The organism is Mesorhizobium sp. M0815, assembly GCF_040319995.1.
Classification (GTDB): Bacteria; Pseudomonadota; Alphaproteobacteria; order Rhizobiales; family Rhizobiaceae; genus Mesorhizobium.
Window position 1 is genome coordinate 1 of the sequence record NZ_JAMYOU010000010.1, and the last position, 26,176, is coordinate 26,176.

Here is a 26,176-nt window from a genome sequence, read left to right on the forward strand (position 1 = left end):
CGCTAAACACGGGGGCTGCGCGGCGGACACGCCGACGTCACAGCTACTGCCACGCCATTTTTGCAGAACTTGACGCACACAACTCAGGACAAGATCCCGTCTTGAGGCGGGTTAGGCTTCGCTTACCAAAAAAGATGACGTCCGAGGGAACACGGGAAGCACAGGCAAGTTCGGTGCGCAGTGGAGGAGATTGCGCCATGAACAGTGTTATTTATCTCATCGGCCTCGTCGTCGTCGTGCTTGCGATCCTCTCCTTCCTCGGATTCCACTAGGAGACACCATGCAGGACCAGGACGATCAGGGCCGTCAGCCGGCCGATTTCGAGACAGCCAGAAGCGAGCTTTCGGAAAGACTACAACGGGAAAAGCAGACCGCGACGGAAGCGCTCCACGATGCGCGTGACGAGATCACCAGGAAAGCCGGAGATTACGCATCGGAAGCAAAGCAAGCATTGTTCAACAAGGCGGAGGGAACGCAGCGCGACGTGAGCGCCAACCTCAAGGCCTTCAGCGGCGCATTGCGCGCGGCAAGCGAGCATCTTGCCAACAATGATCAACGGACCGCTTCGAAATTCGCCCTTGACGCCGCAGGCGGGCTCGAGCGGCTTTCCTCGTCCCTGAAGGATAAACCGTTCGACGAGGTGCTTGGCGAAATTCAGTCGTTCGGCCGCGAAAACTCGGGCGCGCTGATCGCCGGTTCGGTATTGGCAGGCCTCGCGTTGGGGCGGTTCATCAAGAGCTCGCCACCCTCTGCCCAAACCGGAGCACCGGGCCAGTCGGAAACAGGCCGGGCGCCCGAGACGGGTCCTCGCTCGAATGAGTTCGGATGGCAATCGGCAGAGGCAGTTGAGCCGGCCCCGCTAGGATCCGATCAGTCCGGCGATGACTGGGCCAATGCAAGCCTGGAGCGAAACCCATGACTGACAATCAGGACACTCGCAGCCTGACAACCCTTGTCAGCGATCTGGCACAGCAGGTCACAACACTGCTTCAAACCGAAAGCAGGCTGTTGCGGGCTGAAATGTCGGAAAAGGTAAGCAAGGTCGGCGCCGGCGCCGTGGAGGTAATGGGAGGCGTCATTTGCCTGCTTGCCGCCCTGATGGTGCTTTTGCAGGCGCTGGTGATTGCCTTGGCGAGCGCCGGGCTGGGGGCCGGATGGTCCTCGCTGCTGGTCGGCGTCGTGGTGGCAGTACTGGGCGTCGTACTCTTGCGGTCCGGCAAGGCAAGCATGGCTCCCTCAGAGTTGACCCCCGACCGGACACAAGACCAACTTAAACGCGACGCACGCGTGATCAAGGAACAGATAAGATGACCGACAAATCCGCAGCCGAGTTGGAACGCGATGCTGATATTGCTCGCGCCAGAGTGGCAGATACCGCAGACTCGATCCGCAGCAAGATGACACCGGGCCAACTGATCGACGAATTCACCGGGATGTTCAGCGGCGAGGGATCCGCCATGCTCAGCAATCTTAAGACTCAGGTCAGGGACAATCCGTTGCCGCTTACATTGGTCGGCGCGGGCCTGGCCTGGCTGATGCTTGGCAAGGGCACGTCGGTAGACAGTTCAGCACTTGGTGCCTATTCGACCGGCAGGGAACATGACGCCACCCGAAACTTCTCTGACCAGAGGGGCTTGGGCGGGGCCTGGCAGGGCTCACGCGGCGATGAGTACGGTGCCGAGGGCGAAGGTTCCGCCGGCTCCATGCTCTCCGATGCCGCTCGTTCGGTCGCTTCCGTGGCAGGCGGTGCGACTGAGGCTGTGGCAGACGTTGCGAGCGGCGCCAAAGAAAGATTGACAAGCACGGCCGGGCAGGTCGGCTCGGCCGCCACCGATATCACGGGGCGGGTGCGTCAGTCGGCGCAGGACCTGTTCCAGCGCGAACCTCTGGCAATGGCCGCGGTGGGCCTTGCCGTGGGCACCGCCATCGGCGTGATGCTGCCTCACACCGCCGCGGAAGACGCGCAACTCGGCCCCTACCGCGACAAGCTTCGTGACAGTGCCGAAGAAGTCTTTGAAGAAGGCGTGGAACAAGCCAAGCAGGTCGCCGCCGAAGCATATGAGACTGTAAAGGAAGAGGCTGACCGACAGGGTTCCAGCGGCGACGCCGAGACGTTGGTCGACCGCGTCGAGAAAGTCGTGAAAAAGACGGCAAGCAAAACCGAGGAAGCCATTCGCGATCGTTTGCCGGAGACCGACGAGGCTCCCAAATCGACGTCATAGCGCTGCCACCGGTCGTTCCTGGTGATTTCGACCGCGGGTCGCCTTGCGGTGGGAACATCGAAGTCGGCCAGGAGTCCGCAACCTTCCGCAGACAAATGGGATCGCGGCGTTCAAGCCATCAGAACCGGGGCGCTCCGATCCGTTCGGATTCTTAGCTCTGAATCCGTTCGGTTCTTCGGGCTCCAAGGAAGCGTGTCTGGCCGACGCGTGGCGCGCGGTCCTTAGCAGCACTTCCGATCCCAGAAAAAACAACCACCCCGTCAATTCGGCTGGGGTGGTTGTCAGGAATTCCTCTTCCCCAGCGGGGCGGCCTAACTCTTGGCGGTCTCTCCCGCCTCACGCAGCCTGGCGTATTGCAAGGTGACGGCGCGAAGGTTCTGCTTCAACCAGTCGGCCATTTTTTCTTCTTCGCTGAGATTCTGCTGAAGAGAGTTGGTTGCCTGACTAAACCCTCCGGCTTCGGCGAGTACGAGCAATGAGTTGTAGGCGGCGATCTCGTAATTTTCGAATGCAAAGTTGGCGAAGCTGTTCTTGAGGATTTCGTCGCCGGCTACGGAATGTCCCATCGCCGCCATGCTGCCGACCATCGACATGGCCGTGTCTTTCAATGTGGAATGGTCCTCGCCGAGGCCATCCAGAATGGATTCCAGCCGGGCGATCTGCCCTTCGGTCTCCGTGATATGCTGCTGCAGGCGATCGGCGACCTGCGGATAGTTCTCGATCCGCTTGACCTGAGGCTTCATGATCGAAAGTGCCTGGTTCTCCATGGCGTGGGCGTTGCGCAGCCCAACAATGAAGATCGAACGGGTTTCGGAGTTGACGTCAGTGTCCATAGGATTTCCTCGCGATTTGATTTGTAGAACCAAACCTCGGCTTCGCCGATTTGTTCCTGGCGAGATTTGATGGACTCGTACCTATCCTTGCTCTTTAAGCAGCGCTGCACAAACATCGCTCACGACCTGCGGCAGGACGTCGAAAGCATAGCCGATGTGAAGCCGCTCAGGCGGCGTGTGGTAGTCTCGTCCCCACGGACCGATATTGATGGTGGGAATGTTGGCTAGCCCACCTGACTTCGGCCAGCGAATGCCGTCCCGCCACATCGGCGTGTTGCGGGCGACGACCTTGAGACCGGACTCGGCCGCCTCGCCAAAGAAGCTCATATCCGAGATGCCGGCGAAATAAATCCGCACAGCCGATTGCCGAGCCATAGCGGGCGCTTGCGTCGGCCGCGACGTCCGAAGCGATCGCCCGCAGCCGCGCCGCTGCCGGCCGGTCCGAAAGGTTCGTCGGCAAGTAAGGTATCGAGCCGAAGCCGGTGACGATTGCCGGTCCCGGCAAGCGGCTCAATCGCCATGCCTAGTCGGTGACCAGCCGGCATTGCTCCGGCAGTGGAAGATCGCGGGCGGCAAGCGAAGCCCCAACGGCGCCAAGCCTCGATCTTGCCTCCGCGTCGAGACGGTCCAGCACTGCCTCGTAACGATGCAGGGGGATTGTTTCGAGGAGATCGATCGCGGCGCTGCCGTGCTGGAAGTGCCGCCGCCGCTTCAACTCCGCCAGGCAGGCCGAAGCAGCATCGGCGCAAAGCCGGTCGAAGCGTTCGAGCACCTCATCCGGCGTCCGGCGATAGCTCAGCACGTTGAAGGTGGCGAACGCCGCAGCCGGCGTGGTCACGTCATAGCCGGACTTGCCGTCGCGAATGCTGAGCAGACTCGGCGGTGTACCCGGAAGCGACCGGGAGTCGTCGGTCAGCTCCGATGCCCATTCCACCCGGGCGGCTATGGCCGCGGCAATGGTCGCCGCATTCAGGCCACTCAACGGAAAGCCGCTATGCGCGGGAACGCCGACGACATGGGCCGTCGGAAGCAGCTTGCCGACCGTTCCAAGCGCGATGACGCGACCCTTGCTGCCGTCCCCGTCGTCGGCGATCGCATCGAGATTGATCGCCGCGAAAATGTCCAACTCGTGCTCGCCGGCTATCTCGGTGAGAACCTGTGCCGCTTTGCGCGCACCGGCAGAATTGTTCTCTTCGTCGGGAACCGCGATAAACAGAAAGTTTCCCGCCGCGTTGGTGCTTTCGGCGAATGCGGCGCAAACCGCCAGCCCGGCGGCCAAACCGGCCTTCATGTCGAGCAGCCCGCGGCCGGCGAGAAACTCCCCCGAGGCGAAGTCGTCCCGCGCCCGCCTCACGGCAGGCGCCTCGGCCATGGCCAAAGTTTTTCTTAGCGCTTGGGTGAGTTGTTGCGGCTGGGTGGCCAGATCCTCCAGATCGCCATAGTCGCGCGTCGTGACGGTGTCGTAGTGACCGGTCAGCACGATGGTGGCGCGGCCAGTACCGCGGACCAGCATCGCCACGCAATGGCGGCCATCTTCCGGCTCGACCTCTATGGTCCAGGTTCCGCGTGGCGAAACGCGGCTTCGCGGCGTAACTCGTCTGCCAGCCACGGGCCGAACGAGGCTTCGCCGCCGGTCCCGGTGACGCTCTTCTGCTCGGTCAATGCGATGGCCCAGCGCATGGCGCGCCCGGACAGGCTGCTTTTCGCCTCACCGTTCATCATTGTGCCCGATACAAGATGCAGGAGAACGAGCTTAGCGCCAGCAGGGCGATTTCCTCAAGAGTTGCGTTGCGCCGGCTTACATCCTCCTGGCTTCGTCAGAAGCCGGTTGTTTCACCGGGGCTTGCTTCTGGTCACAGGTGGCCGGCCGATGCTGTAAGCTTCGCGCGAACATCCGCCACCCCGGTTCCGCTTTCGGTTGATCTGTCTTTTCTTTGACGCGAGCGTCCGACGCCCAATCCGAAAGAGCACCCCTCGCATACCCTGTCGGGAACAAAGCTTGGGCTGCGTGCTTATGGGATTGGCTGCGGTATTTCCAAGGCAGCCAGATCGGAGAAAGACATGAAGAAGAAGACTTGGAAGAAGCCCGTCATGTGCGAAGTCGCGGCGGGAATGGAGATATCGCGCTATTTGCCTGCCGAAATCACCACAAAGAAATGACATTACGCAACCGGCGGGTACGGCATCGGCTGTGCTCGACCGGTTCGCGACATTGCTGGAATAGAGAAACGCGGAGTTTGTCACGGCGTGTGGATTAGGATCATCGGGTCCGCCGCGGGTGGCGGTTTTCCTCAGTGGAACGCCAACGACAGGCTGAACAGGGCCGCGCGGGCGGGTAATCCTGGGGTCCGCCCGCGTCTTCAGACGAGTGTTGCGGCATCTCCAGACGGGCGACACTGGGTGCTTTTCAATGCCTCTCCCGATATCCGCCAGCAGATTGCTGAAAACCCTGAACTCCAACCGCATCCGGAGATGTCGGCACGCGCCACACCGCTGGCAGCCGTCGTCCTGACCGGCGCCGAGATCGACCAGATTTCGGGGCTCCTCAGCTTGCGTGAGCGGCAACCCTTCGCTCTTTATGCAACGGAGCAGGTTCTGGCGGTTATCGCCTCCAATTCGATCTTCGATGTCCTCGATGCTCAGATTGTTTCGCGCCGCTGCCTTCCTCCTGAAGGCTTCATCGATCTTTGCGATGCCGAGGGCGCGGAAATCGGCATCCGCATCGAGGTGTTTTCCGTTCCTGGCAAGGTGGCGCTCTTTCTTGAAGATGGCGGCCGACAGGATCCGGAGCTCCGTTCCGCCGATGGCGGCACGATCGGGGTTCGTCTGATGGAGGGGAGCCGCTCGCTGCTCTTCATTCCCGCTTGTACAGCCGTCGATGAATCGCTGCGGCAACGGATTGCCGGCGCCGACATGGTTCTCCTCGACGGCACAGTGTTCACGGACGACGAGCTGATCACGGCCGGCGTGGGCGTGAAGACCGGCGCGCGCATGGGACACATCGCCATGTCCGGACCGAACGGTGCGATCGCATGTCTGAACCACCTGCCGGTCGACCGCCGGATTTTCATCCATATCAACAACACAAATCCGGTTCTGGACGAGGAATCGCCCGAACACGCGGCGGTGCGCGCAGCTGGATGGGAGATTGCGCAAGACCGGATGGAGCTCATGCTGTGAACGATTTTTCCGACGTGGTCGGCCGCGGCCTCAATGAACAAGATTTGCGCACAGTCCTTCTGCAGGTCGGCCGCGAGCGTTATCACAACCGACACCCCTACCATCGCAGAATGGTGGAGGGAGCGATGTCGAAGACCGAGCTGCAGGCCTGGGCGCTCAACCGCTACTGCTATCAGGCGGCCATCCCGCGCAAGGACGCCACCATCCTGTCCTACGCCGAGGATCCGGCATTCAGGGCCGCATGGCGCAAGCGCATCGAGGACCATGACGGCGAGGACGGCCGGAGTGGCGGAATTGCGCGCTGGCTGCATCTCGCGACGTCGCTCGGCCTTGAGTCGGAAGAGGTGAAAAGCCAAAGGCTGGCGCTGCCGGCAACACGCTTCGCGGTGCAGGCGTATGTCAATTTCTGCGCGTCCCATACGCTGCTCGAAGCAGTTGCTTCCTCCCTCACCGAACTCTTCTCGCCCGATATTATCGCAGAACGCGTGCCAGCGATGCTGGCGCGATACGACTTCGTCAGGGCCGACACGCTCGCCTATTTCGATCGGCGGCCCGATCAGGCCGCACGCGATTCCGATTTCGCGCTGGGCTACGTGCTTCGCTACGCCGATACGCCGGAACGTCAGCAGAAGGTTGTCGACGCCTTGGTCTTCAAGTGCGATGTGCTCTGGGCGATGCTCGACGCGCTCGACTACGCATATGGGCGTGACGGCGTCATACCCCCTGGCTGCTTCCGGCCGGAGACCAACGGATGACAGCGGACCGCCGGAGAGGGATTGTATCGGCGCAATCTCGCCCGCGCCTCGCGCCCTATGTACGCCTGCGTTTCGATCCCGTCCGGAATGCCTGGGCGGTGCTGGCACCCGAGCGCGTTCTGTGGCCCGATGCAATCGGACTGGACATCCTCCGGCGCTGTGACGGCAAGACGTCAATCAGTGCCATCGTGAGGGAGCTTGCTTGCGAATATGACGGTCAGGGCCAGGAAATCGACGCCGACGTCGGCGCCTTCCTGCAGGAATGGGCAGACCGGCTGTTGGTGCGGCTGTGACGCAGGCGCCGTTCCCTCCGATCGCGATGCTGGCTGAGCTGACGCATCGCTGCCCTCTGCAGTGCCCCTACTGCTCCAATCCCATTGATTTGCTGAAAGCCGACCGTGAAATGGAGACGGAACGCTGGCTCGACGTGTTCGAGCAAGTGGCGGCTATGGGCGTTCTTCAAGTGCATCTTTCGGGCGGCGAGCCGACGCTGCGCCGGGACCTCGAACAGTTCGTGTCAACGCTGTCGCAAACCGGTGTCTACACCAACCTCATCACGGCCGGCGTCGGCCTTGCCGGCATCCGTCTGGAAGCACTTGCCAGCGCGGGGCTAGACCATGTTCAGGTGAGCTTCCAGGGTGCCAATGCCGAAACCACCGCGCGGATCGGACGCCATTCCGGCGCCCACGCGCAAAAGCTCGCTGCCGCCAGACATGCGCGGGCCCTCGGACTGGCGCTGACGATCAATGCGCCGATCCATCGGCACAACATCGCGGAAATTCCCGATTACATCGACCTGGCGCTCTCGCTCGGCGCCGAGCGGCTGGAGATTGCCAACGTGCAATATGCCGGCTGGGCGTTGCTCAATCGTCGCTATCTGCTGCCCGACGGCGCCTCGATAGAGCATCAGGTCGCGACCGTGGAGGCCGCACGGGCACGTCTTGTCGGCGTGCTGGAGATCGATTTCGTGGTGGCGGATCATTTTGCGACCTATCCCAAGCCCTGCATGGGCGGCTGGGGGCGCGATGCTTTCGTCATCGCACCGGACGGCTTGGTGCTGCCCTGTCATGCTGCGATGACCATTCCATCGCTGCGATTCGAGCGCTTCGGCTCTCGGCCGCTGGCCGACATTTGGCGGGACTCGCCGGCATTCAACGCCTTCCGTGGGACGGACTGGATGCTGGAACCCTGCCGCAGCTGCGAGCGCCGTGATGTCGACTGGGGCGGCTGCCGTTGCCAGGCGCTGGCGCTGGCCGGCGATGCTGCGGCGGCCGATCCCGTATGCGTCAGGTCGCCCCTCCATGCCCGGATGGCGATGCTGCTCGAGGAGACGCTTCCGCCGTCCGATGCGAGGACCGGCGGAGACCTCATCCCGCCCTTTGCCTTTCGCCGTATCGGCCGCACATGATCTCGATCAAGAGTCCGGGGCCACCCTCGTTCTCACTCGGCGGCTGGAAGGAACAGTCGAGGTGAGGCCGATCCAGATCTGACCAGCCGTCACCACAAGGCCGTGAATATCCAGAGTGGAACCTTTTCAATGGCGGGGAATTAATCCAACTCCGCCTCGGTCAGTCACTGCGGGAGAGGGAGCTGCAGCGGAATGAGGCTGGCGCTTGCTGTTCTTGCCCTGTTGCTTTTCGTCGCTGCTCCCGGTCTTGCCGAGCCTCAGACGGTGGTAATCGGCTATCTCGGCCAGTCGCGCAAGCCGCCCTTACAGTTGGGTCCGCTGGACCAGTTCGCGACAGATGACGGGCTGCAAGGCGCACGTCTTGGCATCGCCGACGACAATACGACCGGGCGCTTTCTCGGCCAGCATTTCCGGCTGGAGGAGCGAGTGCTGAAGCCCGCCGAGGCGGCATCGGACGCGATAGGCCAGTTCGCTGGCGCCGGCCTTGCGTTTGTCGTCGCCGATCTTGACGCTGTGCCGCTCACGCAGGCGCTTGCGGCGCCTGGCGCCGAGAAGATGCTGCTGTTCAACAGCCGCGCTACCGACGATGCGCTGCGCCAGCAGGACTGCAGGAAGAACCTGCTACACACCATTCCAAGCCGCGCCATGCTCGCCGACGGCCTGGCGCAGTACCTGGTGTGGAAGCGCTGGCAGCGCTGGTTCCTGCTTGTCGGCACGCATTCTGCCGACCAGGCGATGGCCGCCGCTTTTCGCCGCGCGGCGCAACGTTTCGGGGCCGAAATCACCGTCGACCAGCCATGGACGTTCCGTCCGGCGAACGGACGCGCTGATACCGGCCATGTCACGCTGCAGTCAGAAATACCGGCCGCCACGCAGGTCGCCGATTATGATGTATTGGTCGTCGCCGACGAGGCTGACGAATTCGGCGCCTATCTCGATGACCGCACGGCACTGCCGCGACCGGTCGCCGGCACGCAAGGGCTGGTTGCGGCCGGTTGGAGCGCCGTCACCGAGGAATGGGGAGCGACGCAGTTGCAGGACCGCTTCCGGAAGCAGGCGGGGCGATGGATGACGCCGAGCGACTATGCCGCCTGGCTCGCCGTGCGCAGCGTCGGCGAGGCCGCGACGCGGCTGCGCAGCGTCGATCCGTCAGCCATCGCCGGCTACGTGCGCGGCGACGATTTTCTTCTCCCCGGTTTCAAAGGCCAAGGGCTCAATTTTCGTCCATGGGACGGGCAACTGCGGCAGCCGATCCTGATTGCTGGGCCTCGCCTGCTGGTCTCCGCCTCGCCGCAGCCCGGCTTCCTGCATCAGCGGACGCCGCTCGACACGCTTGGCATCGATCTCGAGGAGAGCGCATGCCGCTTTTGACCGCAATCCTCCTGGTGGTGTCCGTGCTTATCTCGGTCGGTCCTGTTGCTGCCGAAACCGTCTACGTGTCGAACGAACAGGACAATGCGGTTGCCGTCGTCGACGGGGCAAGTATGAGCCTCTCGGCAACGATCGACGTCGGACGGCGGCCGCGCGGACTGGCGCTTTCCATTGACAAGAAGACCCTCTTTGTCGCTGTCGGCGACGACAATCGCATCGATGTCGTCGACCTTGCCAAGAGACGAGTGGTCGGCCAACTGCCTTCGGGAGCCGATCCGGAATTCTTCGTCGTGCATCCCGACGGCAAGCGGCTGTTTGTGGCCAATGAGAACGACAATCTGGTCTCGGTAGTGGAAATCGCCTCGGCCAAGGTCATCGGCAACGTCGATGTCGGTGTCGAGCCCGAGGGAATGGCGGTCAGCGCGGACGGCCGTTACGTCGCCTGCACCTCGGAGACGACGAGCATGCTGCATCTCATCGACGCCGGCACGCTCGATCTCGTGGATAATTTGCTGGTCGACACGCGACCGCGCGCCGCGGCGTTCTCCCCGGACGCAAAGCGGCTTTGGGTCTCTTCCGAGATCCGCGGCACGGTGACGGTCTTCGACACCTTAACACGGGCTGAAACCGGCAAGGTCCAGTTTGAGGTGCCGGGTATTCGCCGCGAAGGCGTCCAGGCCGTCGGCATCGAGATGTCGCGTGACGGCGGCACTGCGTATGTCGCGCTGGGTCCCGCAAACCGGATCGCCGAGATTGACACGGCCACGCTGGCGGTGCGCCGCCTTTATCTTGTCGGCCAGCGGCCATGGCACGTCGCGCTGGCAGACGATCAGAGACGCCTATTCAGCGCCAACGGCAATTCCGGCGATATCTCGGTCATCGACCTTGAGAATGAAGAGGTGGTCAAATCGCTGCCGGTCGGGCGCGGTCCGTGGGGCGTCGTGGTTGGGCCATGAAAGCGCTGTCGCTCGACAATCTGGGGCACAGTTTCAAGGACCGGCGGGTGCTCGACGCTATCTCCTTCTCGGTCGAGCAGGGCAGGATGTGCATCCTGCTTGGTCGCAACGGCGCCGGCAAGACCACCTTGTTCTCGCTGATTACCGGTCTCTATCACGCTCGTTCTGGCTCGGTGCAAGTGTTCGGACACGCCATGCGCACCGACCCTGCGACCGCGCTCGCCCAGATGGGCGTCGTCTTCCAGCAGCAGACGCTCGATCTCGATCTCACGGCGGGCGAGAACCTACGCTATCACGCCGCCCTGCATGGTCTTGCCGCCGACGTTACCAAGGTCCGAACACGCGAGGAACTCGGCCGCCTCGAAGTCCTCGACAGGCTCGGCGATCCCATCCGCTCATTGTCGGGCGGCCAGCGGCGGCGTGTCGAGATCGCCCGTGCGCTCATGCACCAGCCGCGCCTTCTCCTGCTCGACGAGCCGACCACCGGACTGGACGTGCCCGGGCGCCGGGCACTGGCGCAGCATGTTCGCGGCTTATGCCGCGAACGCGGCATTGCGGTATTGTGGGCGACGCATTTCCTTGAGGAGGTGACTGCCGAAGATGATGTTGTCGTGCTTCACGGCGGCCGGGTGCGATGGGCAGGCCGCGCCGATCGCATTACCGCCGAACTCGGCGTCGGCAGCATGGCAGACGCGTTCGCTCGCTTGACGGAGTCGGCATGATAACCCGTCATGCGCTGCGGGCGCTCATCGGCATCTTGCAGCGAGAACTGCTTCGCACGCTGCGCCAGCGCGGCCGCCTGATCTCGGCGATTGCCCGGCCATTGGTATGGCTGGCCATCTTCGCCGCCGGCTTCCGCTCCGTGCTCGGCCTGTCGATCACGCCGCCTTACCAGACTTATGTGCTGTATGAAGTCTATGTGGTGCCCGGGCTGGCCGCGATGATGCTGCTGTTCCACGCCATGGCCAGTTCGCTGGCAATGGTCTATGACCGCGAAATGGGCAGCATGCGTCTGTTGCTGACCGCGCCGCTGCCGCGCTGGTATCTGCTCGGCGCTCGCCTGCTCGCCAGTGTGGTCGTCGGCCTGCCGCTCGTGTACCTGTTCTTGCTGATCGCGCGCTACTGGGACGTGCGGCCACCGATGCTCGGCTATCTCGCGGTTCTGCCGGCGCTGGTGCTGTCCGGGCTGATGCTTGGCGCCTTCGGCCTGCTCGTCTCGTCAGTATCGGCCCAGATGGAGAATTTCGCCGGGGTGATGAACTTCGTCATCTTTCCGATGTTCTTCGCCTCGACCGCGCTCTATCCACTGTGGCGACTTGCCGAGGCTGGTCCGGTGCTTGCGACGGTCGCAGCGCTGAATCCGTTCAGCCATGCAGTCGAGCTGATCCGCTTCGCGCTCTATCTGCGCTTCGAGCCGGTCTCATGCCAAGTAGTTCTGGCCTGCCTCGTCGTGTTCTTCCTCGCCGCGGCGGCCGCTTATGATCCCGGTCGTGGTCTGTGGTCGCGACGCGGCGAGCAATGACTTTCATTTGAGCGAATAGAGGTAGGCAGCCACGTCCCGCGCCTCCTGCTCGGAAATTCTGGTCGAAGGCATTGCCGTATGCGGGCTGATCTCCCTTGCCGCACGGATCCAGCGGATCAAGTTTTCCGGCTTGTTGTACAAGACGCCGCCGACGTAAACCCGGTTGGCCAAGCTGGCGTCGAGGCGCGGGCCGACCAGCCCTTGCGCTCCGGGAACGCCGGTGATGGTGTGGCAACCGGCGCAGCCATTGGCCATCATGATCGGTATGGCGCGGGCGCCGACACCGCCGGTCGCATTGTCGGCCTTCTGCTCGACCCGACGGCTTTGCTCGAAGTACAACGCAATCCCGGCCAGGGCTGCAACGAGCACGACAATTACCGCAGCGCCGATTATGGCTTTAGACAGCGTGAAGCGCATGCGGCGCCTCCTTTCGGCTGCTCGAGCGGATCCACAGGCCAGCCAGCAGCAACGCCGCGCCGCCATAGATCAGGCCGGCCGGAACCCACATCACCAAACCGGCGAGTTGCTGGTCCTCGAGCGGACTAAGGCTCCACAATTCTGCGCCGGCGGCGTTTTCCGGGTACCACAGCCTTGGCGAGACCAGCAGCAGCACTCCGAGCAGGCCGGTGTGCAGCGAGGTGAAGAAAAGGTGCATGACCGCGCTGCCATAGGCTTGTTCGCGGCCGGGGCGCGGCAGCAGCACCCACCAGAACAGCAGGCCGCTACCGAGGAAGCTGGCATGTTGCGCATAGTGCAGGGCACCCTGTCCAAGCGCTGCCTCGAACAGGGCCGGAACGTGCCACGCCCATATCGCGACGCCGTGCAGGACGGTGGCGGCTGCAGGGCGGCTGATGGCGACCCAAACCGCTCGCAGCATCTTGGCGTGCCCGGCTGTGCCCAGCGCCTGCCGCAGCTTGATCGGCAATGCCCACATCATCGCCGCGGCCGGACAGGAGGCGACCAGCAAGGGCGCCGCCACCGCCATCAGCAGCTCATGTTCGATCATATGGGCGGTGAAAACGCGCTCACCCAATGCATGGAGCGGATTGACCAGCGCTGCTGCCAGAATGACCCAGCCGGCCGCGAACAGCAGGGCTTGCCACAGCCGCAACGGGCGGCTGCGAGCACTCCGCCGCCACAACCGAGCGGCTCCAGCGGTGTAAAGCAGTGCGATCGCTGCCAACGGCAGCGTAATTGGCAGCGCCAGCGTCCAACCGGCCTGAGGGGCGCCGGCACCGTAGCAGATCGAGGTCGAGAAGAGCGCCTCGAAGCTCATCGTATGCAGCCGTCAAGAATGAGCGAGGCAGCGCCCTGCATGACGATTACCAGCGTAAACAGCACCGCGCTTAGAATGCTGACATTGGCGACGAAATCTTCGGTGCCGCGCGTACGCTCCGGTTTGAAGGCGGCGCCGCCTTGCTGTCGCGCCCGCCACGAAAGCGCGCCGCCGAGCAAGGCCAGCACCGCCAACACCAACGCAATGACGGGGATGATCGCAATCCTGTGAGCGCACTGCCACTCGACAACCGCGTAGTTCAGTTGCGTCGATACCGCCCAGGCCAATGGCCCCGACAACAGCCCACCCCAGGAAGTTCCGTACCGAACCGCACGCATCTCAACCCAGCCTCGGCGTCCAGTAAATAAACAGATAGATCGGGATCCAGGTCGCGACCACGAAATCCCAGTAGAAGACGTTGTCGCCCACATCCCCGAAACGCCGGCCGCTATAGCCATGGCGCGTGAACATCAGAACCGTCAGCACCAGCGTGTCGCCGACATCGGTGATCAGATGTGTGGTGTGGAGGCCGAGCAGCACCCACAGCATCGAGCCATACGCATTGGTATCCCAATAAATGTTGAGGGCCGGAAATTCGAACCAGCGCACGACAAGCGGTGCGATGCCGAGCAGCGACATCACCAGCAGGCCGATGCGCACCGGCACCATGGCACAGGCTTCGGCGTAGCGGTTCAGTATGTGGTTGGGCACCACGCTGGCGAGCAGCAACAGCATGACGATGGTGCCAGGCCAATGGTTGGGCGGCGGCACGCCGAGCGGCCATTCGGGGGACAGGTAGGCAAGGTAGAGATAGGCGCCTGCGGCGAGCGCGAAACCAGTGCCCTCAAGCGCCATGAAGGCGAGGGTGCCCCACCAGGTCGGGCTGCGCGGTCCGAGCCCGAAGGTCGGGAGTTCGGAAAGATCCGCGGCCGGGCGCTGTTTCATTCCTCGTCCTCCGGATCGCCTTTCGGCCAGAACCAGCCGATCAAGGTGATGGCGATCGGCCCGGCTCCCCAGACCACCGCCCACGGGCTGAAGATCGAATAGAGAAAGGTGGCGCCCACGGCGAGGGCGGCGAATAACGGCCAGATCGATGGCGTCGCCGACTTCTCGCGCACATCGGGATGCGCCTCTGCCACGGTCGAAATAACAAGTTCGCGCACGTCGACACGAAGCCCAGTCGCCACCGGCAGCGTATCGCGTTCGGCCCACAGCGGCTCGGCATGTGTAACCACCGGAATATGGGCGAAATTGTAGTTAGGCGGCGGAGACATTGTCGCCCATTCCAGAGTGCCCGCATTCCAGGGATTGTCCCCGGCCGGCGCGCCCCTCAAGGCGCTGTGAACCAGGTTTATGGTAAACAGCACGAAGCTCAGGAACAGGACGACCGCGCCGGCTGTGATGCACAGGTTGATGTTGCCCCAGCCGAGCTCCGCCGGATAGGTGTAGACCCGGCGCGGCATGCCCCACAGCCCGACAATGTGCATCGGAAAGAACGCCGCATTGAAGCCTATGAAGGCAAGCCAGAAGTGCCAGCGTCCGAGACGCTCGTTCATCATCCGGCCGGTGATCTTGGGGAACCAGAAATAGGTCGCGCCGAGCAGCGGGAACACCGACCCGCCGATCAGCACGTAATGGAAATGCGCGACCACGAAATAGGTGTCGTGCACTTGCAGGTCCAATGGGACCGAGGCCAGCATCACGCCGGTCAGGCCGCCTGCGACGAAGGTGAAGAAGAAGCCGAACACGAACAGCAGCGGCGTCCTGACTATCGGCTTTCCGTCCCACAATGTCGCCAGCCAGCAGAAGATCTGCAGCCCATTCGGGATGGCGATCAGCATGCTCGACGCGGTGAAGAAGCTCGCGCCGAGCTTCGGCAAGCCGGTTGCGAACATGTGGTGGACCCACAGGCCGAACGACAGAAAGCCGACCGAAATCAGCGACAGAACCATGCCCAGATAGCCGAATACCGGACGCCGGGCGAAAGCGGCGATGATCGAGGACACCATGCCGGTGGCCGGCAGGAAAATGATGTAGACTTCGGGGTGGCCGAAGAACCAGAACAGGTGCTGGAAGAGCAGTACGTCGCCACCCTCGGCGGGATTGAAGATATGGGTGCCGACCAGCCGGTCGAGGATCAGGAACGTCGACGTGATCATGACCGCCGGCATGGCGAACACGATCACGAAGGAGGTGACCAGCAGCGCCCAGACGTAGAGCGGAATCTTGTCCAGCGACATGCCCGGCGCGCGTTGCTTCAGCACGGTGACGATGGTGGCAACCGCGACCGCCAACGACGACACTTCGGTATAGGTGATCATCTGCGCCCACACGTCGGAACGCTTGCCTGGCCCGAATTCAGGGCCGGACAGCGGCACATAGGAGAACCAGCCGACGTCGGGCGCCATGTCGAGTGCAAACGACACCCAGGCGAAGAGGCCACCGGAGAGATAAATCCAGAAGCTGAATGCATTGAGGCGCGGAAAGGCGATGTTGCGGGTGCCGACCATCAGCGGCACGAGGTAGATGCCAGTCGCCTGAACGATCGGCACTGCAAACAAGAACATCATGGTTACGCCATGCATGGTGAACAGCTGGTTGTAGCGGTCGGGCCCGATCAGCCCGCGCTCCGGCCCCGACAGTTGGATGCGCATGGCAACGGCGCTGAGGCCACCGAGGCACAGGAAGAAGAAGGCGGTGATCAGGTAGCGCCGCGCGACAATTTTGTGGTCGACGCTCGAGAGCGCACCGATGATGCCCGGTGCCGTCTGCCATGTCCGCGCCAGCCAGCGGTCAAGGCTGGCGTCGTCGAGGCCGGTATCGCGAGGACCGTCATGCTCGGGAGCTAGGTCACCCTTTTGTGCTGCGGCGCGTTGCTGGGCGAGGTCACGCTCATGGGCTAGGTCGGCGCTGCTCATTTCAGGCCTTCGAGATAGGCTACGATCGCATTCAGCTCGTCCCCGTTTAGTCCCACCACGGGCATGTGGGCACCTGGCTTGATCCCTTGCGGATCGGCTATCCAGGCTGCGAGATTGCCGCGGCTCATCGCCAGCGTTCCGGCAGCGAGCGTCTGCCGGCTTGCGATATGTGTAAGGTCGGGAGCGACCGTACCGCCGGCGATGGTGCCGCCGATCTTGTGGCACATCACGCAAGGCCGTTTGAGGAATAGGTCATGGCCGGCTTTTGCCTCGCCAGAGGCAGGAGCGACCGCCGGCCGCAGCTGATCGTTCAGCCACGCGTCGAAGACCGGCCGGGGTTCGGCGACGATGAAGGTGCTCATATTGGCATGCTGCGCGCCGCAGAACTCGGCGCACTGGCCGCGATAGACGCCGGGCTTGTCCGCCTTCAGATCGAGAACGTTCTCGTGGCCTGGAATGAGGTCCAGCTTGCCCGAGAGGTTCGGCACCCAGAAGGAATGGATGACGTCGGTCGAGGTCACGACAAGCCGCACCGGCTCCCCCGCCGGGATGTGGATTTCATTGGCGGTCGTCAGGATGCGGTTCGGCTGATCGTTTTCGTAGCGCACCTCCCACCACCATTGATGCCCGGTCACCCGGATCGTCAGCGCCGCATCCGAGCCGATGGCGGCGAGCGTCCGGTTAGCGAAGTAGCTCAGCAGCGTCAGGCCGACCAGGATCAGGGCGGTAGCGGCGAGTGCGGCGACGACAATTCGCATCTTGCTGCGCTCGGCGGCAGCGTCGAGGACAAGCGGATCGCCGAGCGGCGCCGGGCGCCGGGCCAATGGCATAATCAGCACGGCCATCACCAGAAGCCAGACCGCCGTGCACAGCGCGGTGAAGAACCAGATCAGCCATGCAAGCTCGCCCGCGGCCGGGCCTTTCGGGTCGAGCGCGGATTGCCAGCCGCTGCATCCTGCAAGGAGCAGCATGCAGGCTGTGCTGCAGCACACCCTGCAAAGAAGGCGGTTCACGGCGACTTCCCCAGCGTCGCGGCGTCCGGCAGGCGATTTTCGGATGGATGGGGCATCATGTCGTCGTCGCGGCTCGGCGCAGCGGACTTTGGCGCGTTGCCGCTCAGCGCGCGGACGAAGGCGGCAAGCTCCCAGATCTGGTCGTCAGGGATCTTGTCGCGGAAGCTCGGCATGCCGTTCGGCCGGCCGTCCCTGATCGTGGCGTGGATGCTTTCGATCGAGCTGCCATAGAGCCACTTCTGGTCCATGAGGGCCGGGCCCATGCCGCCGCCACCATTGGCATGGCAGCCGGAACAGTTGAACCAGTTGAACAGACGCTTGCCCTCGCTGAGGTGGAAGGCGTTGGCCTCGAACACGCCGGCCTTGTTGTCGGACGAGGCCGGCCGTTGGCCGCCCGGCTCGAGGGCCGTCACGGCCGCCGGTTGGTCGCCCGAGCCGAGCACCGACTGTGGACGCGTGTCGCGTTCCTCGCGCTGGCAAGCGGCAAGGACGAGCATCGCCGACAGCAAGCATGGAAGGCCGCGGTTCATCGCACTGCCGCCCCGGCGCCGTCGAGGCGAGGCACGCCATATTCCGCCAGGATCGTATCGATCTCGGCGCGGTGTTTGGCAATAGCTGCGTCTACCTCACCGCGCAGTGCATCGTCGTCGCGGCGCACGGCCATCGAGATGTCGTAGATCATCGGCAGCAGCGGACCGTCGATACGCGGCGCAACCGACGTAATTCGTAACGGAGCTTTTTGCCTGGCGGCGAAGTAGCCGGCCAACGGTCCCCAGACGACGGCAACATCGATGTCGCCATTCGCCACCGCCTCGATGATGCGTGCTGGCGGGTTCGGCGCGGAATAGTCGCCATAGACCGGGAAGCCGATGAGATGGCCGACGATGCCGCGGCGCCCGAGCGCCTGGACGGGTGGCGAGTTGGCGCCGTCGTCGCCGATCAGCTGGACGCCGATGTGCAGATCGCGCAGGCGAGGATCGTTGAAGGACGTGATTTCCGGCGCATCCTTTCGTGTCACGAAGACGTAGGAAGACCGGTAGTAGGGCGCGGTGGTGCGCAGCATTTCGAGATTGGCGGGTGTGCCGGGCACCAGATCGCACAGGCCGGCTTTCAGCGTGTTGCGCACAAAGCCGCGCCGCTGTGCCCACCATGTGTAGGAAACAGTCGCACCAAGCTCCTCGGCGACGAGTTCGGCAATCTTGTTTTCAAAGCCCTCCCTGGCGGCATTGGAGAACGGCATGTTGTTGGGATCGGCGCAGATTCTCAATTCGCGCGCATCGGCAAGGGGGGCAACAAGCGAGAGCGCCAGTGCACCGACCGCGGCGGCAAGCCGCCACGGTCGCGTTCTCCGTGGCCGCGCAACTCGGCCGATCGTCTCAAGGCAGCCGGAACACATACAGCGTACCTCCCGGCGTGGTTACATCCTTCAGATCCTTCATGACGTTGACGAAGCCCAGCGCGGCGGTGGCGTCGCGCGGGTCGAGATCGCCGGATACGATCGCCCCAGCCCAGCCACCAACGCCCGAAAGGACCGCGACATATTGGTGCCCGTCTGGGCCGCGATAGGTGATCGGCTGGCCGATGATGCCGGACGACGTCTTGAACTGCCAAAGCAGCGCGCCGGTCCTGGCGCTGACCGCCTTGAACCAGCCTTCCATCGTGCCATAGAACACGACATTGCCGGCGGTGGCGACGGCGCCGCTCCACACCGGAAAGTTCTCCTTCAGGCTCCACGCCGGCTTGGCGGCGGCGACATCCCAGGCGGTGAAAGCGCCGCGATTGCCGCCCGGCCCCGGAATAATGCGCACGTTCATGCCGACATAGGGCGTCCCGGCGATGTAATTCACCTCGACGCCTTCTTCGTCCATGCACATGTTATTGTGCGGAATGTAGAGCAGGCCGGTCTTTGGCGAGAACGCCGAAGGCTGCCAGTCCTTTAGCCCGGATGCGGTGGGGCAGATGTCGCGCACGACCTTGCCGGTGCCGGTTTTTTTGTCGGGATTTACAATCAGCCGGCCGGTCTTGAGGTCGACGCCCTTGCTGGAATTGACAGGCCCGAACGGCACCGCCGACAATACCTCCCCCGTCGTGCGGTCCAGCAAATAGACATAGCCGTTGCGTTCCGGTCGGACCAGGACCTTGCGGAGCTTGCCCTGCCAAGTCATGTCGAGCAGCACCTGCTCGTTGATGCCGTCGTAATCATGGAGGTCGTGCGGGGTCCATTGATAGAACCATTTGGCTGCGCCGGTGTCGGGATCGCGGGCAAAGATGCCGGCGGTCCATTTGTTGTCGCCGGGCCTCAGATCCGGATTCCACGGGCCGGGATTTCCGGTGCCGTGGAAGATAAGGTTCAGATCCGGATCATAGGAGATCCAGCCCCACACATTGCCGCCGCCGATCTTCCACGCATCGGGCGGCCATGACGTCACGCCGAGATCCTTGCCCTTGTCCATGTCGTAATGCGGCTTGAAATCGGGGCCGATCAGCACCTCGGCGTCCGGGCCGGTGTTGTAGGCCGTCCAGACGACGTGCCCGTCGCCGGCGTCGAGCGCCTTGATCCAGCCGCGCACGCCCATTTCGCCGCCGGAATTGCCGACCAGCACCTTGCCCTTGACCACCAGCGGCGCCATGGTGATGGTCTCGCCGATATTGATGTTGCCGATATGGGTGTTCCAGACCGGTTTGCCGGTGGCTGCATCAACGGCGATGGTATGGCCGTCGAGCGTGTTGAAATAGATGCGCCCGTCGAAGAAGACCGCACCGCGGTTGACCACGTCGCAACAGGCAACGCCCTGCGCCGCAGGCTCGGGATTCGGCTCGAATTTCCACTTCATCGGCGCGCCGGGCTTGGTAAGGTCAAGCGCGTAGAGGATGTTGGGAAACGGCGTCACGATGTACATCGTGTTGCCGACGACCAGGGGCGCAGCCTCCTGGCCCTTGTTGACGCCAGTGGAGAATGTGAAGGCCACCTGCAGGTTCTTGACGTTGTCCTCGGTGATTTCCGCAAGTTCGCTGTAGCGGGTCGAGGCGTAGTTCTTTGCCGGCATCGCCCACTGGCCGTCGTCGGGCGGAGCAGCTGCGGACGGCGGATTTATCGCAAAGCTTGACGTTGACTGAGCAACCGCCGTGGTAACTAGCGCGAAGCCTGCCAGCAGCGTCCATCCCAGCATCGCAGCCATTGGCCTTTCTCCCCTTTTGGCTGACACACTGGTTTTCGCTGCCACCTGTCGCACTTGCCTCATTAGCGTATCGACCCGCCGACACCGGCGCCAAGCTCTGCGGCTACGTCCGCCTCGGTTCCGGCACACAATGGATGGCCCCAGCCGGAAGCGCTCTTGCCGCCGGGATCGAGGTCGAAAATGATAGCGTCCTTGCGGTTTGGGTTGACGCCGGCCGGTACCTTGTCCAGCCCGAGTGCGGCCCGCACCCGCCAGGCGACATTGTGGTCGGCACAAGAGGAATCGCCGCTTATCCCGAGGGCCCCGACGATCCCCTTGCCGTCGTAGAGAGCCAGGCCACCGCCAAACACGACGACACCGCCGATGGGCTTTCCCAGCAATGGATCGCTGGAACTTCCATACGTAGAAGGATCGCCCGCATAGGCTGCCGCCTGATTGACCGGATTGGTGGCCAGGAGGCCGAATAGAGGACCGCCGGGCTGCACCGGCGCGTAGAGGTTCGCGGTGGACAAAGCCATCTGCGCGAGGCTGAGCCCGTTGGCCGTATTGGCTTTTTCGGCGGCGATCAGTCGGCTGCCGGGCCACTGGGCGTCGGCGGTAGGCCCGCTGAAGGCGACGGCGCAGACAGTTCCGTCGCGAGCCACGATTGCCGCCCATTCATTGGTATCGAAGCCGCCATTGCCGGGGCCGCCGCTGGCTTTGACGTTGGCCTTGAGGGCGGCCAGCAATTTGTCATGGTCGGCCGGGCAAGGTGCTTGAGCCCAAGCCTTTTGCTGGACGGCGCCGATTGTAAGCAGGAACAGACATAATGCTACTGAGACAATCCGATGGCGATCCATTAGCTGCGCCGTCTTTGTTGAACACTCCCAACGCGCGAGAGGCGCAGAAGTGCCAAATGGAATGAAATAAATGTCGGATTCCGTCGGCCAAACTCGGCGGCCGGCGCTCGGGATAGTTGATCCGGGCGTTCTCATTCAACCGCAAATCGGAGTTATTCCCGCGGTGGTCGGGCTCGGCCGGAACGGAGGGCGCTGTTCGCAGTTGTGTCGGATGCTGTCTGCAGTCGAGCAACTGGCTCAATCGGTGAAAGAGCGGCGAGCGGTCTTGTTCGTTGGCGCCGGAGTATCGATGAGCGTCGGCTTACCGTCCTGGCAAAAGCTCATCGAGCACATGCAAAACGAGCTCGGCCTCGACGAGGACATGATCGGCGCACCGGAGGCCAACTATCAGGCCCTTGCCGAATATTACCGGCTGAAGCAGGGGAGCCTCGGCCCTTTGCGCAGCTGGATGGATCGCGAATGGAGCGTATCGCGGGAAAAAGTGCGGGGCTCGGCGATCCACAAGCTTATCGTGTCGCTCGATTTTCCGATCATCTACACCACCAATTATGATCGCAACCTCGAGGTTGCCTTCGAGATCCATGGCCGGCCCTTTGTGAAAGTGGCCAATGCAAAGGACTTGCCCAAGACAACAGGCGAGGTCACCCAGATCATCAAATTCCACGGCGATTTCGACGACGACAAATCGCTGGTTCTGGCGGAGACCGATTATTTTGAACGGCTGTCGTTCGATTCGCCGCTCGATGTGAAATTTCGGGCCGACGCGCTGGGGCGCACCATCCTGTTCATCGGCTACAGCATGTCCGACATGAACATCCGTCTGCTGCTGCATAGGCTTTGGCAGACCTGGCAGCGGTCGGGCTACGAGAAGAGCCGTCCGAAATCCTTCATCTTCATGTCGCAGCCGAGCATCGTCCAGGAGGCTGTTCTCGGCCGCTGGGGCATCGATATGCTGACCGAAGAGGCCGACGATCCGGAGGACGCGCTGCTCGCATTCCTGAACGAACTCAAGGACAGGGTCGGCCGGCCAGACGGCGCCTGAAAAGCCTGCGCCGTGACGAAGCTGTGGGGAACCGGCCGGCCCAATGTGAGTTGGGGAGGCTAAGTCTCACGGGATCAAGCCTGTATGAACGAACGCAAACACAAACGAAGAGTGCATATCAAACATGGCCTGTCGGCCGAGCAGGTCTATGAGATCAATTTCTTTGCCCGCAAATGCGGCCTGACCAGGGATGAAGCGCTCAAGATGATGCGAGATGCCGGTCGGTTGAAGGATAGCGCGAAGGCATCTTACCAAACCTGGGCGAAGTAGCGGCATGGATCCCGCCTCTTGGGCGGCCTTTCTCGGGACGGTCATCTTGATGCAGATGCCGCCGGGGCCTGACAGTCTGCTGGTGATGGCGCGTGGCATCGGGCAGGGCCGGGAGGTTGCCCTGTTAACCGTTCTGGGCATGACCCTCGGCGCCGGCATGGTCCAGTTGCCGCTCCTTGCCCTCGGCATATCGTCGCTGCTCCAGGCGTCGCCCCTTGCCTTTGCCATGCTTCGCTGGATGGGCGCGGCCTATCTCGTTTGGCTTGGATCACGTTTGGTATTGTTGCCGTCGGACGGGGTCGAAGTCGAGAAGCCTGCGGCCGTCGGGCCGCTCGCGGCTGCGCGCGAAGGGATGATCGCCAATCTGGTAAATCCCTGGCCGATAACCTTCATGGTGGCTTTCCTTCCACAGTTCGTCGATCCGGCTCGCGGATCGGTTACACTGCAATTGCTGCTGCTCGGAGGCACCCAGAAGATGACCGGTGTGCTGGTGCTGGGCACATATGCGCTCGCATCCGGCACGCTCGGGGCCTGGATCATGAGGCGACCGAAGGTAAGGCTCTGGCAGCAGCGCGTGGCAGGCTGCTTCGTCGTCGGTCTCGGTATCCGCATGGCACTCGGTGGTGGCGCACACCGCTGAGGATCGAGCGATGCACCGGCGGTGCGTCATGGAACATCCGCCGACAATTTTCGTTGACATGCTCCACAAGGCGAAGAGGTCGAGCATGTCGAAGGTCCAAGCCGCCACCCCGGAGCGTTTGCAGCAGCTCAGGCTCGAGGCGACAGCGCACTTTGCGCCGCTCATATTGCGCGAGGCACTGGTGCGTCTCTGCCGGGCGTGTGGAAGCGAGAGCCTCGAACGGTTCGAAAAGACCATGGTCGACCAAATCGAGGCATCGCGTGACGAAAAGGCCGATTTCGACACAATGAAGGAATTTGCCATCGAACAGCTCTATGGCTGGATTCGAGAAGTCAGGTCTTCACCGGACATGACACAGCCGCTGGAGAATGTAGACACCCGAAGGACCCCTGGCCGCTCGGAGGAGCCGCAGACGCTAGAAGACCAGCTGCAGGCGGGTCTGGAGGATTCTTTCCCGGCAAGCGACCCGCCGGCTGTTGTTTCCACCGCGATCCCCGGCGGATCGAAGAAGCTGGTCGGAACCGACGAGGTCCTCAGGCAGCAGCGGAAGAAAAAGGCCGAGGAAGCCAGCCATTCGCGATAAACGGCACTGCGGGGAAGCAGCCTGCCAGCTCACCCGCCGTCCGGCATGAAGGCTGTCGGGGCATGCGTGTCATGCGGCTCGCCTTCGACAAGAATCTTCGCTTCCAAAGCCGCGTCGATAAATGCTTCGCGGGCTTCCGCTGCCGTAATCTGGCCGATCTGGGCGCCATCCAATGCATCTGCCGCCATCAGCGACAACGGGGCATTGCGGGCAGGCCATTTCTCGCTTTTGAGGCAGTAAGAAGCCTCGAAAACGGAGCTGACCATTCGCGATCGGCCCGGCTTGCCGAAGTAGATGCAAACCGGAGCATCGAACTTTATCTCCAGCATGGCGGTCCTCCCGATTTAACCACCCTTGATATAAATTAGCCTCAGCGGGTCACATGGCCTGCTGGGCATTTTAGCCGACATCGCGAACCTCAGTGGGATTGGTGCCTGCTGGTATTTCGGCGGCGACATCGTGCGCCAGAATGCCCGCTTTTTGGGCGAATGCTTCGAACGCCGCGCGCACCGTCTCGGCATCGACCTCGTCAGCCAGCCCGGCGCGACAGGCGTTGAACGCCGCCATGTGCGCCGGGCCGCGGCTCGGCCATTCGTTTAAGACGTCATAGGCCTGCCACATATTTTCGACATGGCGAGGGAAACCAAGGCCGACAAGAATTGGAACGGGGCGGCCAAACGAGCTTTTTGTCATCTGTGTCTCCGCGAAAGTGCCTGTCGCATCAACGCTCGATGCGGACACGAGGCCGATGCCCGTTAACGCGGGATTGGTGCACGGGTTGCAGCGGATTTGTTCGATCGTGCGCCGGCCGATGCTGGCGTCACTTGTTGGTCCGCATCTTTTGCCGGGGATTGATACCGCCTTGAGGCGTGGTGTCGTTCTCGACATCGCCTTCGAACGTGTTGTCGCCCTGATCGAGCCGGTCGCCCTCCTTGATCGTGCCCTTGGAACTGCCGATGCCGGGATCGTTGGCAAGGTCGCTATCGGCCGGCGTTTTGCCTTTGGCGTGCTTGTTTCCTGTCATGGATTCCTCCTGTTTTGAGGTGGCGGACTGTCCTTGAGGTGGCGGCCAAGGCTCGCTGCGAATCGCGTTTCGACGCGCCAATGGCGGTCCCCCGGATTTTCGGACGACCTCGATTCGAACTCCGCGATACCGGTGGTTGTTCCGTCAAAAATATCGCCGCCGGCTGGAGTGCCCAGCCAAGCCTCTCCGGTTTCTGGAGCCGGGTGATTTTCGCCAGCCGGAACGATCTTTCGCCCAATGCATTTAACTGGTCTGCGCTCACGAACTCATTCTGGACGGGAGCTGGACCATTGCCACCCACAGCCTACGCCTTCGCGACCCGCGAAACCGAAGAAGTTTCCATCGTCCACCTCATACCCGCCTTAAGGGCTTTCGCGCGTACTTTCTGCCGCACCCCCGATGATGCAGACGACCTGGTCCAGGAGACGCTGACCAAGGGACTGGCCAACATCGACAAGTTCGAGGCTGGAACGCGCATGAAGTCATGGCTCTTCACCATCATGCGCAACACCTACTACACGCGTGTCAGAGCCGCAGTGAGGGAAGCGCCTGGCCTGCTCGACTGCGCTTCGCTGCGGCCGATCTCGGAAGCGACGCAGGAATGGTCCGTACAGGGCAAGGAAGTCCACCAGGCCATCCAGAGCCTTCCCGAGCACCAGCGCGAGGTTCTGATGCTGATAGGCGTGCTGGGCGTCAGCTATGAGGAGACTGCCGAAATATGCGGTTGCGCGGTGGGAACCGTGAAAAGCCGGCTCAACCGCGCACGCGCCGGCGTGCTGGAATACCTTGGCGAAAGTTCCTCGCAAACGCTGATGGAAAGGCGCAGCTATCTATCCGAAGGACAATTGGACTTCGAAGCCGAGAGGCGCCGCTAATACATGTCACGCTAATTGCTGGTTTCGCGCAATCGTCTTTCCACAAGCGCGTTCTGCAATTCAATCGCAAGTTTGGTCAGCCGGTCAGGAACCCTTTCCTGTTCGATGGCCGCAAGCAAGGAAGCGATTTCCCGGTCTATCCTCAGATCGGCACGCGTGCTGACGGAATCTTCCCTTGAGCGAGACATCGCGTTCTCTTGGCAAATGTTAGTCCCTTCACCTCACTCTGGTGGCAACAGTGCGAGTTTGCAAGAATTTGCAAGCTATCCA

At 62.7% G+C, this 26,176-nt stretch carries 33 protein-coding genes; 17 read left to right on the forward strand and 16 right to left on the reverse strand.

What is annotated here, in order from left to right; translation table 11 throughout:
• The first annotated feature begins 190 nt into the window (after positions 1-190).
• Genes NKI01_RS13320 through NKI01_RS13330 form a run of 3 tightly spaced genes read left to right on the forward strand, consistent with a single transcriptional unit; the run spans position 191 to position 2,222 of the window.
• Positions 191-919, forward strand: a complete 729-nt coding sequence (locus NKI01_RS13320) for a hypothetical protein (RefSeq protein ID WP_245278485.1) — start codon at positions 191-193, stop codon at positions 917-919.
• Positions 916-1,311, forward strand: a complete 396-nt coding sequence (locus NKI01_RS13325; RefSeq protein ID WP_352493900.1) for a phage holin family protein — start codon at positions 916-918, stop codon at positions 1,309-1,311. The genes NKI01_RS13320 and NKI01_RS13325 overlap by 4 nt, the downstream gene beginning before the upstream one ends.
• Positions 1,308-2,222: a hypothetical protein gene (locus NKI01_RS13330; protein ID WP_352493901.1), complete on the forward strand. Its 915-nt coding sequence runs from the start codon at positions 1,308-1,310 to the stop codon at positions 2,220-2,222. Before NKI01_RS13325 ends, NKI01_RS13330 begins: the two co-directional genes overlap by 4 nt.
• Before the next feature lie 311 nt (positions 2,223-2,533).
• Here NKI01_RS13330 and NKI01_RS13335 read toward each other — a convergent pair whose 3' ends face one another.
• The 3 genes from NKI01_RS13335 to NKI01_RS13345 form a co-directional block, all read right to left on the reverse strand.
• A complete protein-coding gene (locus tag NKI01_RS13335; protein ID WP_352482843.1) occupies positions 2,534-3,055 on the reverse strand; it encodes a ferritin-like domain-containing protein in 522 nt (173 codons plus the stop codon).
• Between the two features lie 81 nt (positions 3,056-3,136).
• Positions 3,137-3,412, reverse strand: coding sequence for a hypothetical protein (locus tag NKI01_RS13340; RefSeq protein WP_352482842.1), 276 nt, complete (start codon positions 3,410-3,412; stop codon positions 3,137-3,139).
• Positions 3,413-3,578: 166 nt separating this feature from the next.
• Complete coding sequence (locus tag NKI01_RS13345) at positions 3,579-4,664, reverse strand: M20/M25/M40 family metallo-hydrolase (RefSeq protein ID WP_352482841.1); 1,086 nt, start codon at positions 4,662-4,664, stop codon at positions 3,579-3,581.
• Positions 4,665-5,116: 452 nt separating this feature from the next.
• Between NKI01_RS13345 and NKI01_RS13350 the strand changes: the two genes are divergently transcribed.
• The 9 genes from NKI01_RS13350 (at position 5,117) to NKI01_RS13390 (ending at position 12,247) form a co-directional block, all read left to right on the forward strand.
• On the forward strand, positions 5,117-5,215 hold the full coding sequence (locus tag NKI01_RS13350) for a pyrroloquinoline quinone precursor peptide PqqA (RefSeq protein WP_352482840.1): 99 nt from the start codon (positions 5,117-5,119) through the stop codon (positions 5,213-5,215).
• A gap of 87 nt (positions 5,216-5,302) precedes the next feature.
• Positions 5,303-6,235, forward strand: a complete 933-nt coding sequence (gene pqqB, locus NKI01_RS13355; RefSeq protein WP_352482839.1) for a pyrroloquinoline quinone biosynthesis protein PqqB — start codon at positions 5,303-5,305, stop codon at positions 6,233-6,235.
• A gap of 14 nt (positions 6,236-6,249) precedes the next feature.
• Entirely contained in the window at positions 6,250-6,990 is a 741-nt protein-coding gene (pqqC, locus tag NKI01_RS13360) for a pyrroloquinoline-quinone synthase PqqC (RefSeq protein ID WP_352493902.1), read from the forward strand.
• Positions 6,987-7,283 carry a pyrroloquinoline quinone biosynthesis peptide chaperone PqqD gene (gene pqqD, locus NKI01_RS13365; protein ID WP_023716589.1) on the forward strand — a complete coding sequence of 99 codons (297 nt, stop codon included), beginning with the start codon at positions 6,987-6,989 and terminating at the stop codon, positions 7,281-7,283. Before pqqC ends, pqqD begins: the two co-directional genes overlap by 4 nt.
• Positions 7,253-8,398 (forward strand): pyrroloquinoline quinone biosynthesis protein PqqE, encoded by a 1,146-nt coding sequence (gene pqqE, locus NKI01_RS13370; RefSeq protein WP_051409553.1) that lies wholly within the window; start codon positions 7,253-7,255, stop codon positions 8,396-8,398. Before pqqD ends, pqqE begins: the two co-directional genes overlap by 31 nt.
• Before the next feature lie 192 nt (positions 8,399-8,590).
• The gene (locus NKI01_RS13375) at positions 8,591-9,769 is read left to right on the forward strand and encodes a lanthanide ABC transporter ABC transporter substrate-binding protein PedA1 (protein ID WP_352493903.1); all 1,179 of its coding nucleotides are present in this window, start codon (positions 8,591-8,593) and stop codon (positions 9,767-9,769) included.
• Complete coding sequence (locus NKI01_RS13380) at positions 9,757-10,725, forward strand: PQQ-dependent catabolism-associated beta-propeller protein (RefSeq protein WP_023716592.1); 969 nt, start codon at positions 9,757-9,759, stop codon at positions 10,723-10,725. The genes NKI01_RS13375 and NKI01_RS13380 overlap by 13 nt, the downstream gene beginning before the upstream one ends.
• On the forward strand, positions 10,722-11,447 hold the full coding sequence (locus tag NKI01_RS13385; protein ID WP_023716593.1) for a lanthanide ABC transporter ATP-binding protein PedB/LutE: 726 nt from the start codon (positions 10,722-10,724) through the stop codon (positions 11,445-11,447). Before NKI01_RS13380 ends, NKI01_RS13385 begins: the two co-directional genes overlap by 4 nt.
• A complete protein-coding gene (locus NKI01_RS13390; RefSeq protein WP_023716594.1) occupies positions 11,444-12,247 on the forward strand; it encodes a lanthanide ABC transporter permease protein PedC in 804 nt (267 codons plus the stop codon). Before NKI01_RS13385 ends, NKI01_RS13390 begins: the two co-directional genes overlap by 4 nt.
• A gap of 3 nt (positions 12,248-12,250) precedes the next feature.
• Here the strand turns inward: NKI01_RS13390 and NKI01_RS13395 are convergent, their stop codons facing one another.
• The 10 genes from NKI01_RS13395 to NKI01_RS13440 form a co-directional block, all read right to left on the reverse strand.
• Complete coding sequence (locus tag NKI01_RS13395) at positions 12,251-12,664, reverse strand: c-type cytochrome (protein ID WP_023716595.1); 414 nt, start codon at positions 12,662-12,664, stop codon at positions 12,251-12,253.
• Complete coding sequence (locus NKI01_RS13400) at positions 12,645-13,523, reverse strand: cytochrome c oxidase assembly protein (RefSeq protein ID WP_352482832.1); 879 nt, start codon at positions 13,521-13,523, stop codon at positions 12,645-12,647. The genes NKI01_RS13395 and NKI01_RS13400 overlap by 20 nt, the downstream gene beginning before the upstream one ends.
• Positions 13,520-13,861: a hypothetical protein gene (locus NKI01_RS13405; RefSeq protein WP_023716597.1), complete on the reverse strand. Its 342-nt coding sequence runs from the start codon at positions 13,859-13,861 to the stop codon at positions 13,520-13,522. The genes NKI01_RS13400 and NKI01_RS13405 overlap by 4 nt, the downstream gene beginning before the upstream one ends.
• Before the next feature lies 1 nt (position 13,862).
• Entirely contained in the window at positions 13,863-14,468 is a 606-nt protein-coding gene (locus NKI01_RS13410; protein ID WP_352482830.1) for a cytochrome c oxidase subunit 3, read from the reverse strand.
• Complete coding sequence (ctaD, locus tag NKI01_RS13415) at positions 14,465-16,441, reverse strand: cytochrome c oxidase subunit I (protein WP_352482829.1); 1,977 nt, start codon at positions 16,439-16,441, stop codon at positions 14,465-14,467. The genes NKI01_RS13410 and ctaD overlap by 4 nt, the downstream gene beginning before the upstream one ends.
• Positions 16,438-17,412 carry a cytochrome c oxidase subunit II gene (coxB, locus tag NKI01_RS13420; protein WP_352855270.1) on the reverse strand — a complete coding sequence of 325 codons (975 nt, stop codon included), beginning with the start codon at positions 17,410-17,412 and terminating at the stop codon, positions 16,438-16,440. Before coxB ends, ctaD begins: the two co-directional genes overlap by 4 nt.
• Before the next feature lie 38 nt (positions 17,413-17,450).
• Complete coding sequence (locus NKI01_RS13425; protein ID WP_023716601.1) at positions 17,451-17,984, reverse strand: c-type cytochrome; 534 nt, start codon at positions 17,982-17,984, stop codon at positions 17,451-17,453.
• The gene (locus NKI01_RS13430) at positions 17,981-18,850 is read right to left on the reverse strand and encodes a substrate-binding domain-containing protein (RefSeq protein WP_352855269.1); all 870 of its coding nucleotides are present in this window, start codon (positions 18,848-18,850) and stop codon (positions 17,981-17,983) included. The genes NKI01_RS13425 and NKI01_RS13430 overlap by 4 nt, the downstream gene beginning before the upstream one ends.
• On the reverse strand, positions 18,831-20,633 hold the full coding sequence (locus tag NKI01_RS13435; RefSeq protein WP_352963458.1) for a methanol/ethanol family PQQ-dependent dehydrogenase: 1,803 nt from the start codon (positions 20,631-20,633) through the stop codon (positions 18,831-18,833). Before NKI01_RS13435 ends, NKI01_RS13430 begins: the two co-directional genes overlap by 20 nt.
• A gap of 62 nt (positions 20,634-20,695) precedes the next feature.
• Positions 20,696-21,361 (reverse strand): heme-binding protein, encoded by a 666-nt coding sequence (locus NKI01_RS13440; RefSeq protein WP_502897684.1) that lies wholly within the window; start codon positions 21,359-21,361, stop codon positions 20,696-20,698.
• Positions 21,362-21,683: 322 nt separating this feature from the next.
• Between NKI01_RS13440 and NKI01_RS13445 the strand changes: the two genes are divergently transcribed.
• The 4 genes from NKI01_RS13445 to NKI01_RS13460 all read left to right on the forward strand — a co-directional run bounded on the left by NKI01_RS13445 (position 21,684) and on the right by NKI01_RS13460 (position 24,007).
• Positions 21,684-22,514 (forward strand): SIR2 family NAD-dependent protein deacylase, encoded by an 831-nt coding sequence (locus tag NKI01_RS13445; RefSeq protein ID WP_502895875.1) that lies wholly within the window; start codon positions 21,684-21,686, stop codon positions 22,512-22,514.
• Between the two features lie 84 nt (positions 22,515-22,598).
• Positions 22,599-22,784 (forward strand): hypothetical protein, encoded by a 186-nt coding sequence (locus NKI01_RS13450; protein ID WP_352482822.1) that lies wholly within the window; start codon positions 22,599-22,601, stop codon positions 22,782-22,784.
• 49 nt (positions 22,785-22,833) lie between these two features.
• Positions 22,834-23,424: a LysE family translocator gene (locus NKI01_RS13455; RefSeq protein WP_352494026.1), complete on the forward strand. Its 591-nt coding sequence runs from the start codon at positions 22,834-22,836 to the stop codon at positions 23,422-23,424.
• 85 nt (positions 23,425-23,509) lie between these two features.
• A complete protein-coding gene (locus tag NKI01_RS13460; RefSeq protein ID WP_352493906.1) occupies positions 23,510-24,007 on the forward strand; it encodes a hypothetical protein in 498 nt (165 codons plus the stop codon).
• A 29-nt stretch (positions 24,008-24,036) separates the two neighbouring features.
• On the opposite strand, the gene NKI01_RS13465 is transcribed toward NKI01_RS13460, so the two are convergent.
• The 3 genes from NKI01_RS13465 to NKI01_RS13475 form a co-directional block, all read right to left on the reverse strand.
• A complete protein-coding gene (locus NKI01_RS13465; RefSeq protein ID WP_352482820.1) occupies positions 24,037-24,336 on the reverse strand; it encodes a DUF982 domain-containing protein in 300 nt (99 codons plus the stop codon).
• Positions 24,337-24,406: 70 nt separating this feature from the next.
• The gene (locus NKI01_RS13470) at positions 24,407-24,700 is read right to left on the reverse strand and encodes a DUF982 domain-containing protein (RefSeq protein ID WP_352493907.1); all 294 of its coding nucleotides are present in this window, start codon (positions 24,698-24,700) and stop codon (positions 24,407-24,409) included.
• Positions 24,701-24,827: 127 nt separating this feature from the next.
• Complete coding sequence (locus tag NKI01_RS13475; protein WP_023676144.1) at positions 24,828-25,031, reverse strand: hypothetical protein; 204 nt, start codon at positions 25,029-25,031, stop codon at positions 24,828-24,830.
• 290 nt (positions 25,032-25,321) lie between these two features.
• On the opposite strand from NKI01_RS13475, the gene NKI01_RS13480 reads away from it, so the two are divergent.
• Positions 25,322-25,906: a sigma-70 family RNA polymerase sigma factor gene (locus tag NKI01_RS13480; RefSeq protein WP_036244131.1), complete on the forward strand. Its 585-nt coding sequence runs from the start codon at positions 25,322-25,324 to the stop codon at positions 25,904-25,906.
• Positions 25,907-26,176: the final 270 nt, after the last annotated feature.

Coding starts and splice junctions, on each gene's coding strand:
- NKI01_RS13325 (WP_352493900.1), top strand. CDS start 916: ATGACTGACAATCAGGACACTCGCAGCCTGACAACCCTTGTCAGCGAT.
- NKI01_RS13330 (WP_352493901.1), top strand. CDS start 1,308: ATGACCGACAAATCCGCAGCCGAGTTGGAACGCGATGCTGATATTGCT.
- NKI01_RS13335 (WP_352482843.1), bottom strand. CDS start 3,055: ATGGACACTGACGTCAACTCCGAAACCCGTTCGATCTTCATTGTTGGG.
- NKI01_RS13350 (WP_352482840.1), top strand. CDS start 5,117: ATGAAGAAGAAGACTTGGAAGAAGCCCGTCATGTGCGAAGTCGCGGCG.
- pqqD (WP_023716589.1), top strand. CDS start 6,987: ATGACAGCGGACCGCCGGAGAGGGATTGTATCGGCGCAATCTCGCCCG.
- pqqE (WP_051409553.1), top strand. CDS start 7,253: ATGGGCAGACCGGCTGTTGGTGCGGCTGTGACGCAGGCGCCGTTCCCT.
- NKI01_RS13375 (WP_352493903.1), top strand. CDS start 8,591: ATGAGGCTGGCGCTTGCTGTTCTTGCCCTGTTGCTTTTCGTCGCTGCT.
- NKI01_RS13380 (WP_023716592.1), top strand. CDS start 9,757: ATGCCGCTTTTGACCGCAATCCTCCTGGTGGTGTCCGTGCTTATCTCG.
- NKI01_RS13385 (WP_023716593.1), top strand. CDS start 10,722: ATGAAAGCGCTGTCGCTCGACAATCTGGGGCACAGTTTCAAGGACCGG.
- NKI01_RS13390 (WP_023716594.1), top strand. CDS start 11,444: ATGATAACCCGTCATGCGCTGCGGGCGCTCATCGGCATCTTGCAGCGA.
- NKI01_RS13395 (WP_023716595.1), bottom strand. CDS start 12,664: ATGCGCTTCACGCTGTCTAAAGCCATAATCGGCGCTGCGGTAATTGTC.
- NKI01_RS13400 (WP_352482832.1), bottom strand. CDS start 13,523: ATGAGCTTCGAGGCGCTCTTCTCGACCTCGATCTGCTACGGTGCCGGC.
- NKI01_RS13405 (WP_023716597.1), bottom strand. CDS start 13,861: ATGCGTGCGGTTCGGTACGGAACTTCCTGGGGTGGGCTGTTGTCGGGG.
- NKI01_RS13410 (WP_352482830.1), bottom strand. CDS start 14,468: ATGAAACAGCGCCCGGCCGCGGATCTTTCCGAACTCCCGACCTTCGGG.
- ctaD (WP_352482829.1), bottom strand. CDS start 16,441: ATGAGCAGCGCCGACCTAGCCCATGAGCGTGACCTCGCCCAGCAACGC.
- coxB (WP_352855270.1), bottom strand. CDS start 17,412: ATGCTGCTCCTTGCAGGATGCAGCGGCTGGCAATCCGCGCTCGACCCG.
- NKI01_RS13425 (WP_023716601.1), bottom strand. CDS start 17,984: ATGAACCGCGGCCTTCCATGCTTGCTGTCGGCGATGCTCGTCCTTGCC.
- NKI01_RS13430 (WP_352855269.1), bottom strand. CDS start 18,850: ATGTGTTCCGGCTGCCTTGAGACGATCGGCCGAGTTGCGCGGCCACGG.
- NKI01_RS13435 (WP_352963458.1), bottom strand. CDS start 20,633: ATGGCTGCGATGCTGGGATGGACGCTGCTGGCAGGCTTCGCGCTAGTT.
- NKI01_RS13445 (WP_502895875.1), top strand. CDS start 21,684: ATGCTGTCTGCAGTCGAGCAACTGGCTCAATCGGTGAAAGAGCGGCGA.
- NKI01_RS13450 (WP_352482822.1), top strand. CDS start 22,599: ATGAACGAACGCAAACACAAACGAAGAGTGCATATCAAACATGGCCTG.
- NKI01_RS13455 (WP_352494026.1), top strand. CDS start 22,834: ATGCAGATGCCGCCGGGGCCTGACAGTCTGCTGGTGATGGCGCGTGGC.
- NKI01_RS13460 (WP_352493906.1), top strand. CDS start 23,510: ATGTCGAAGGTCCAAGCCGCCACCCCGGAGCGTTTGCAGCAGCTCAGG.
- NKI01_RS13465 (WP_352482820.1), bottom strand. CDS start 24,336: ATGCTGGAGATAAAGTTCGATGCTCCGGTTTGCATCTACTTCGGCAAG.
- NKI01_RS13470 (WP_352493907.1), bottom strand. CDS start 24,700: ATGACAAAAAGCTCGTTTGGCCGCCCCGTTCCAATTCTTGTCGGCCTT.
- NKI01_RS13475 (WP_023676144.1), bottom strand. CDS start 25,031: ATGACAGGAAACAAGCACGCCAAAGGCAAAACGCCGGCCGATAGCGAC.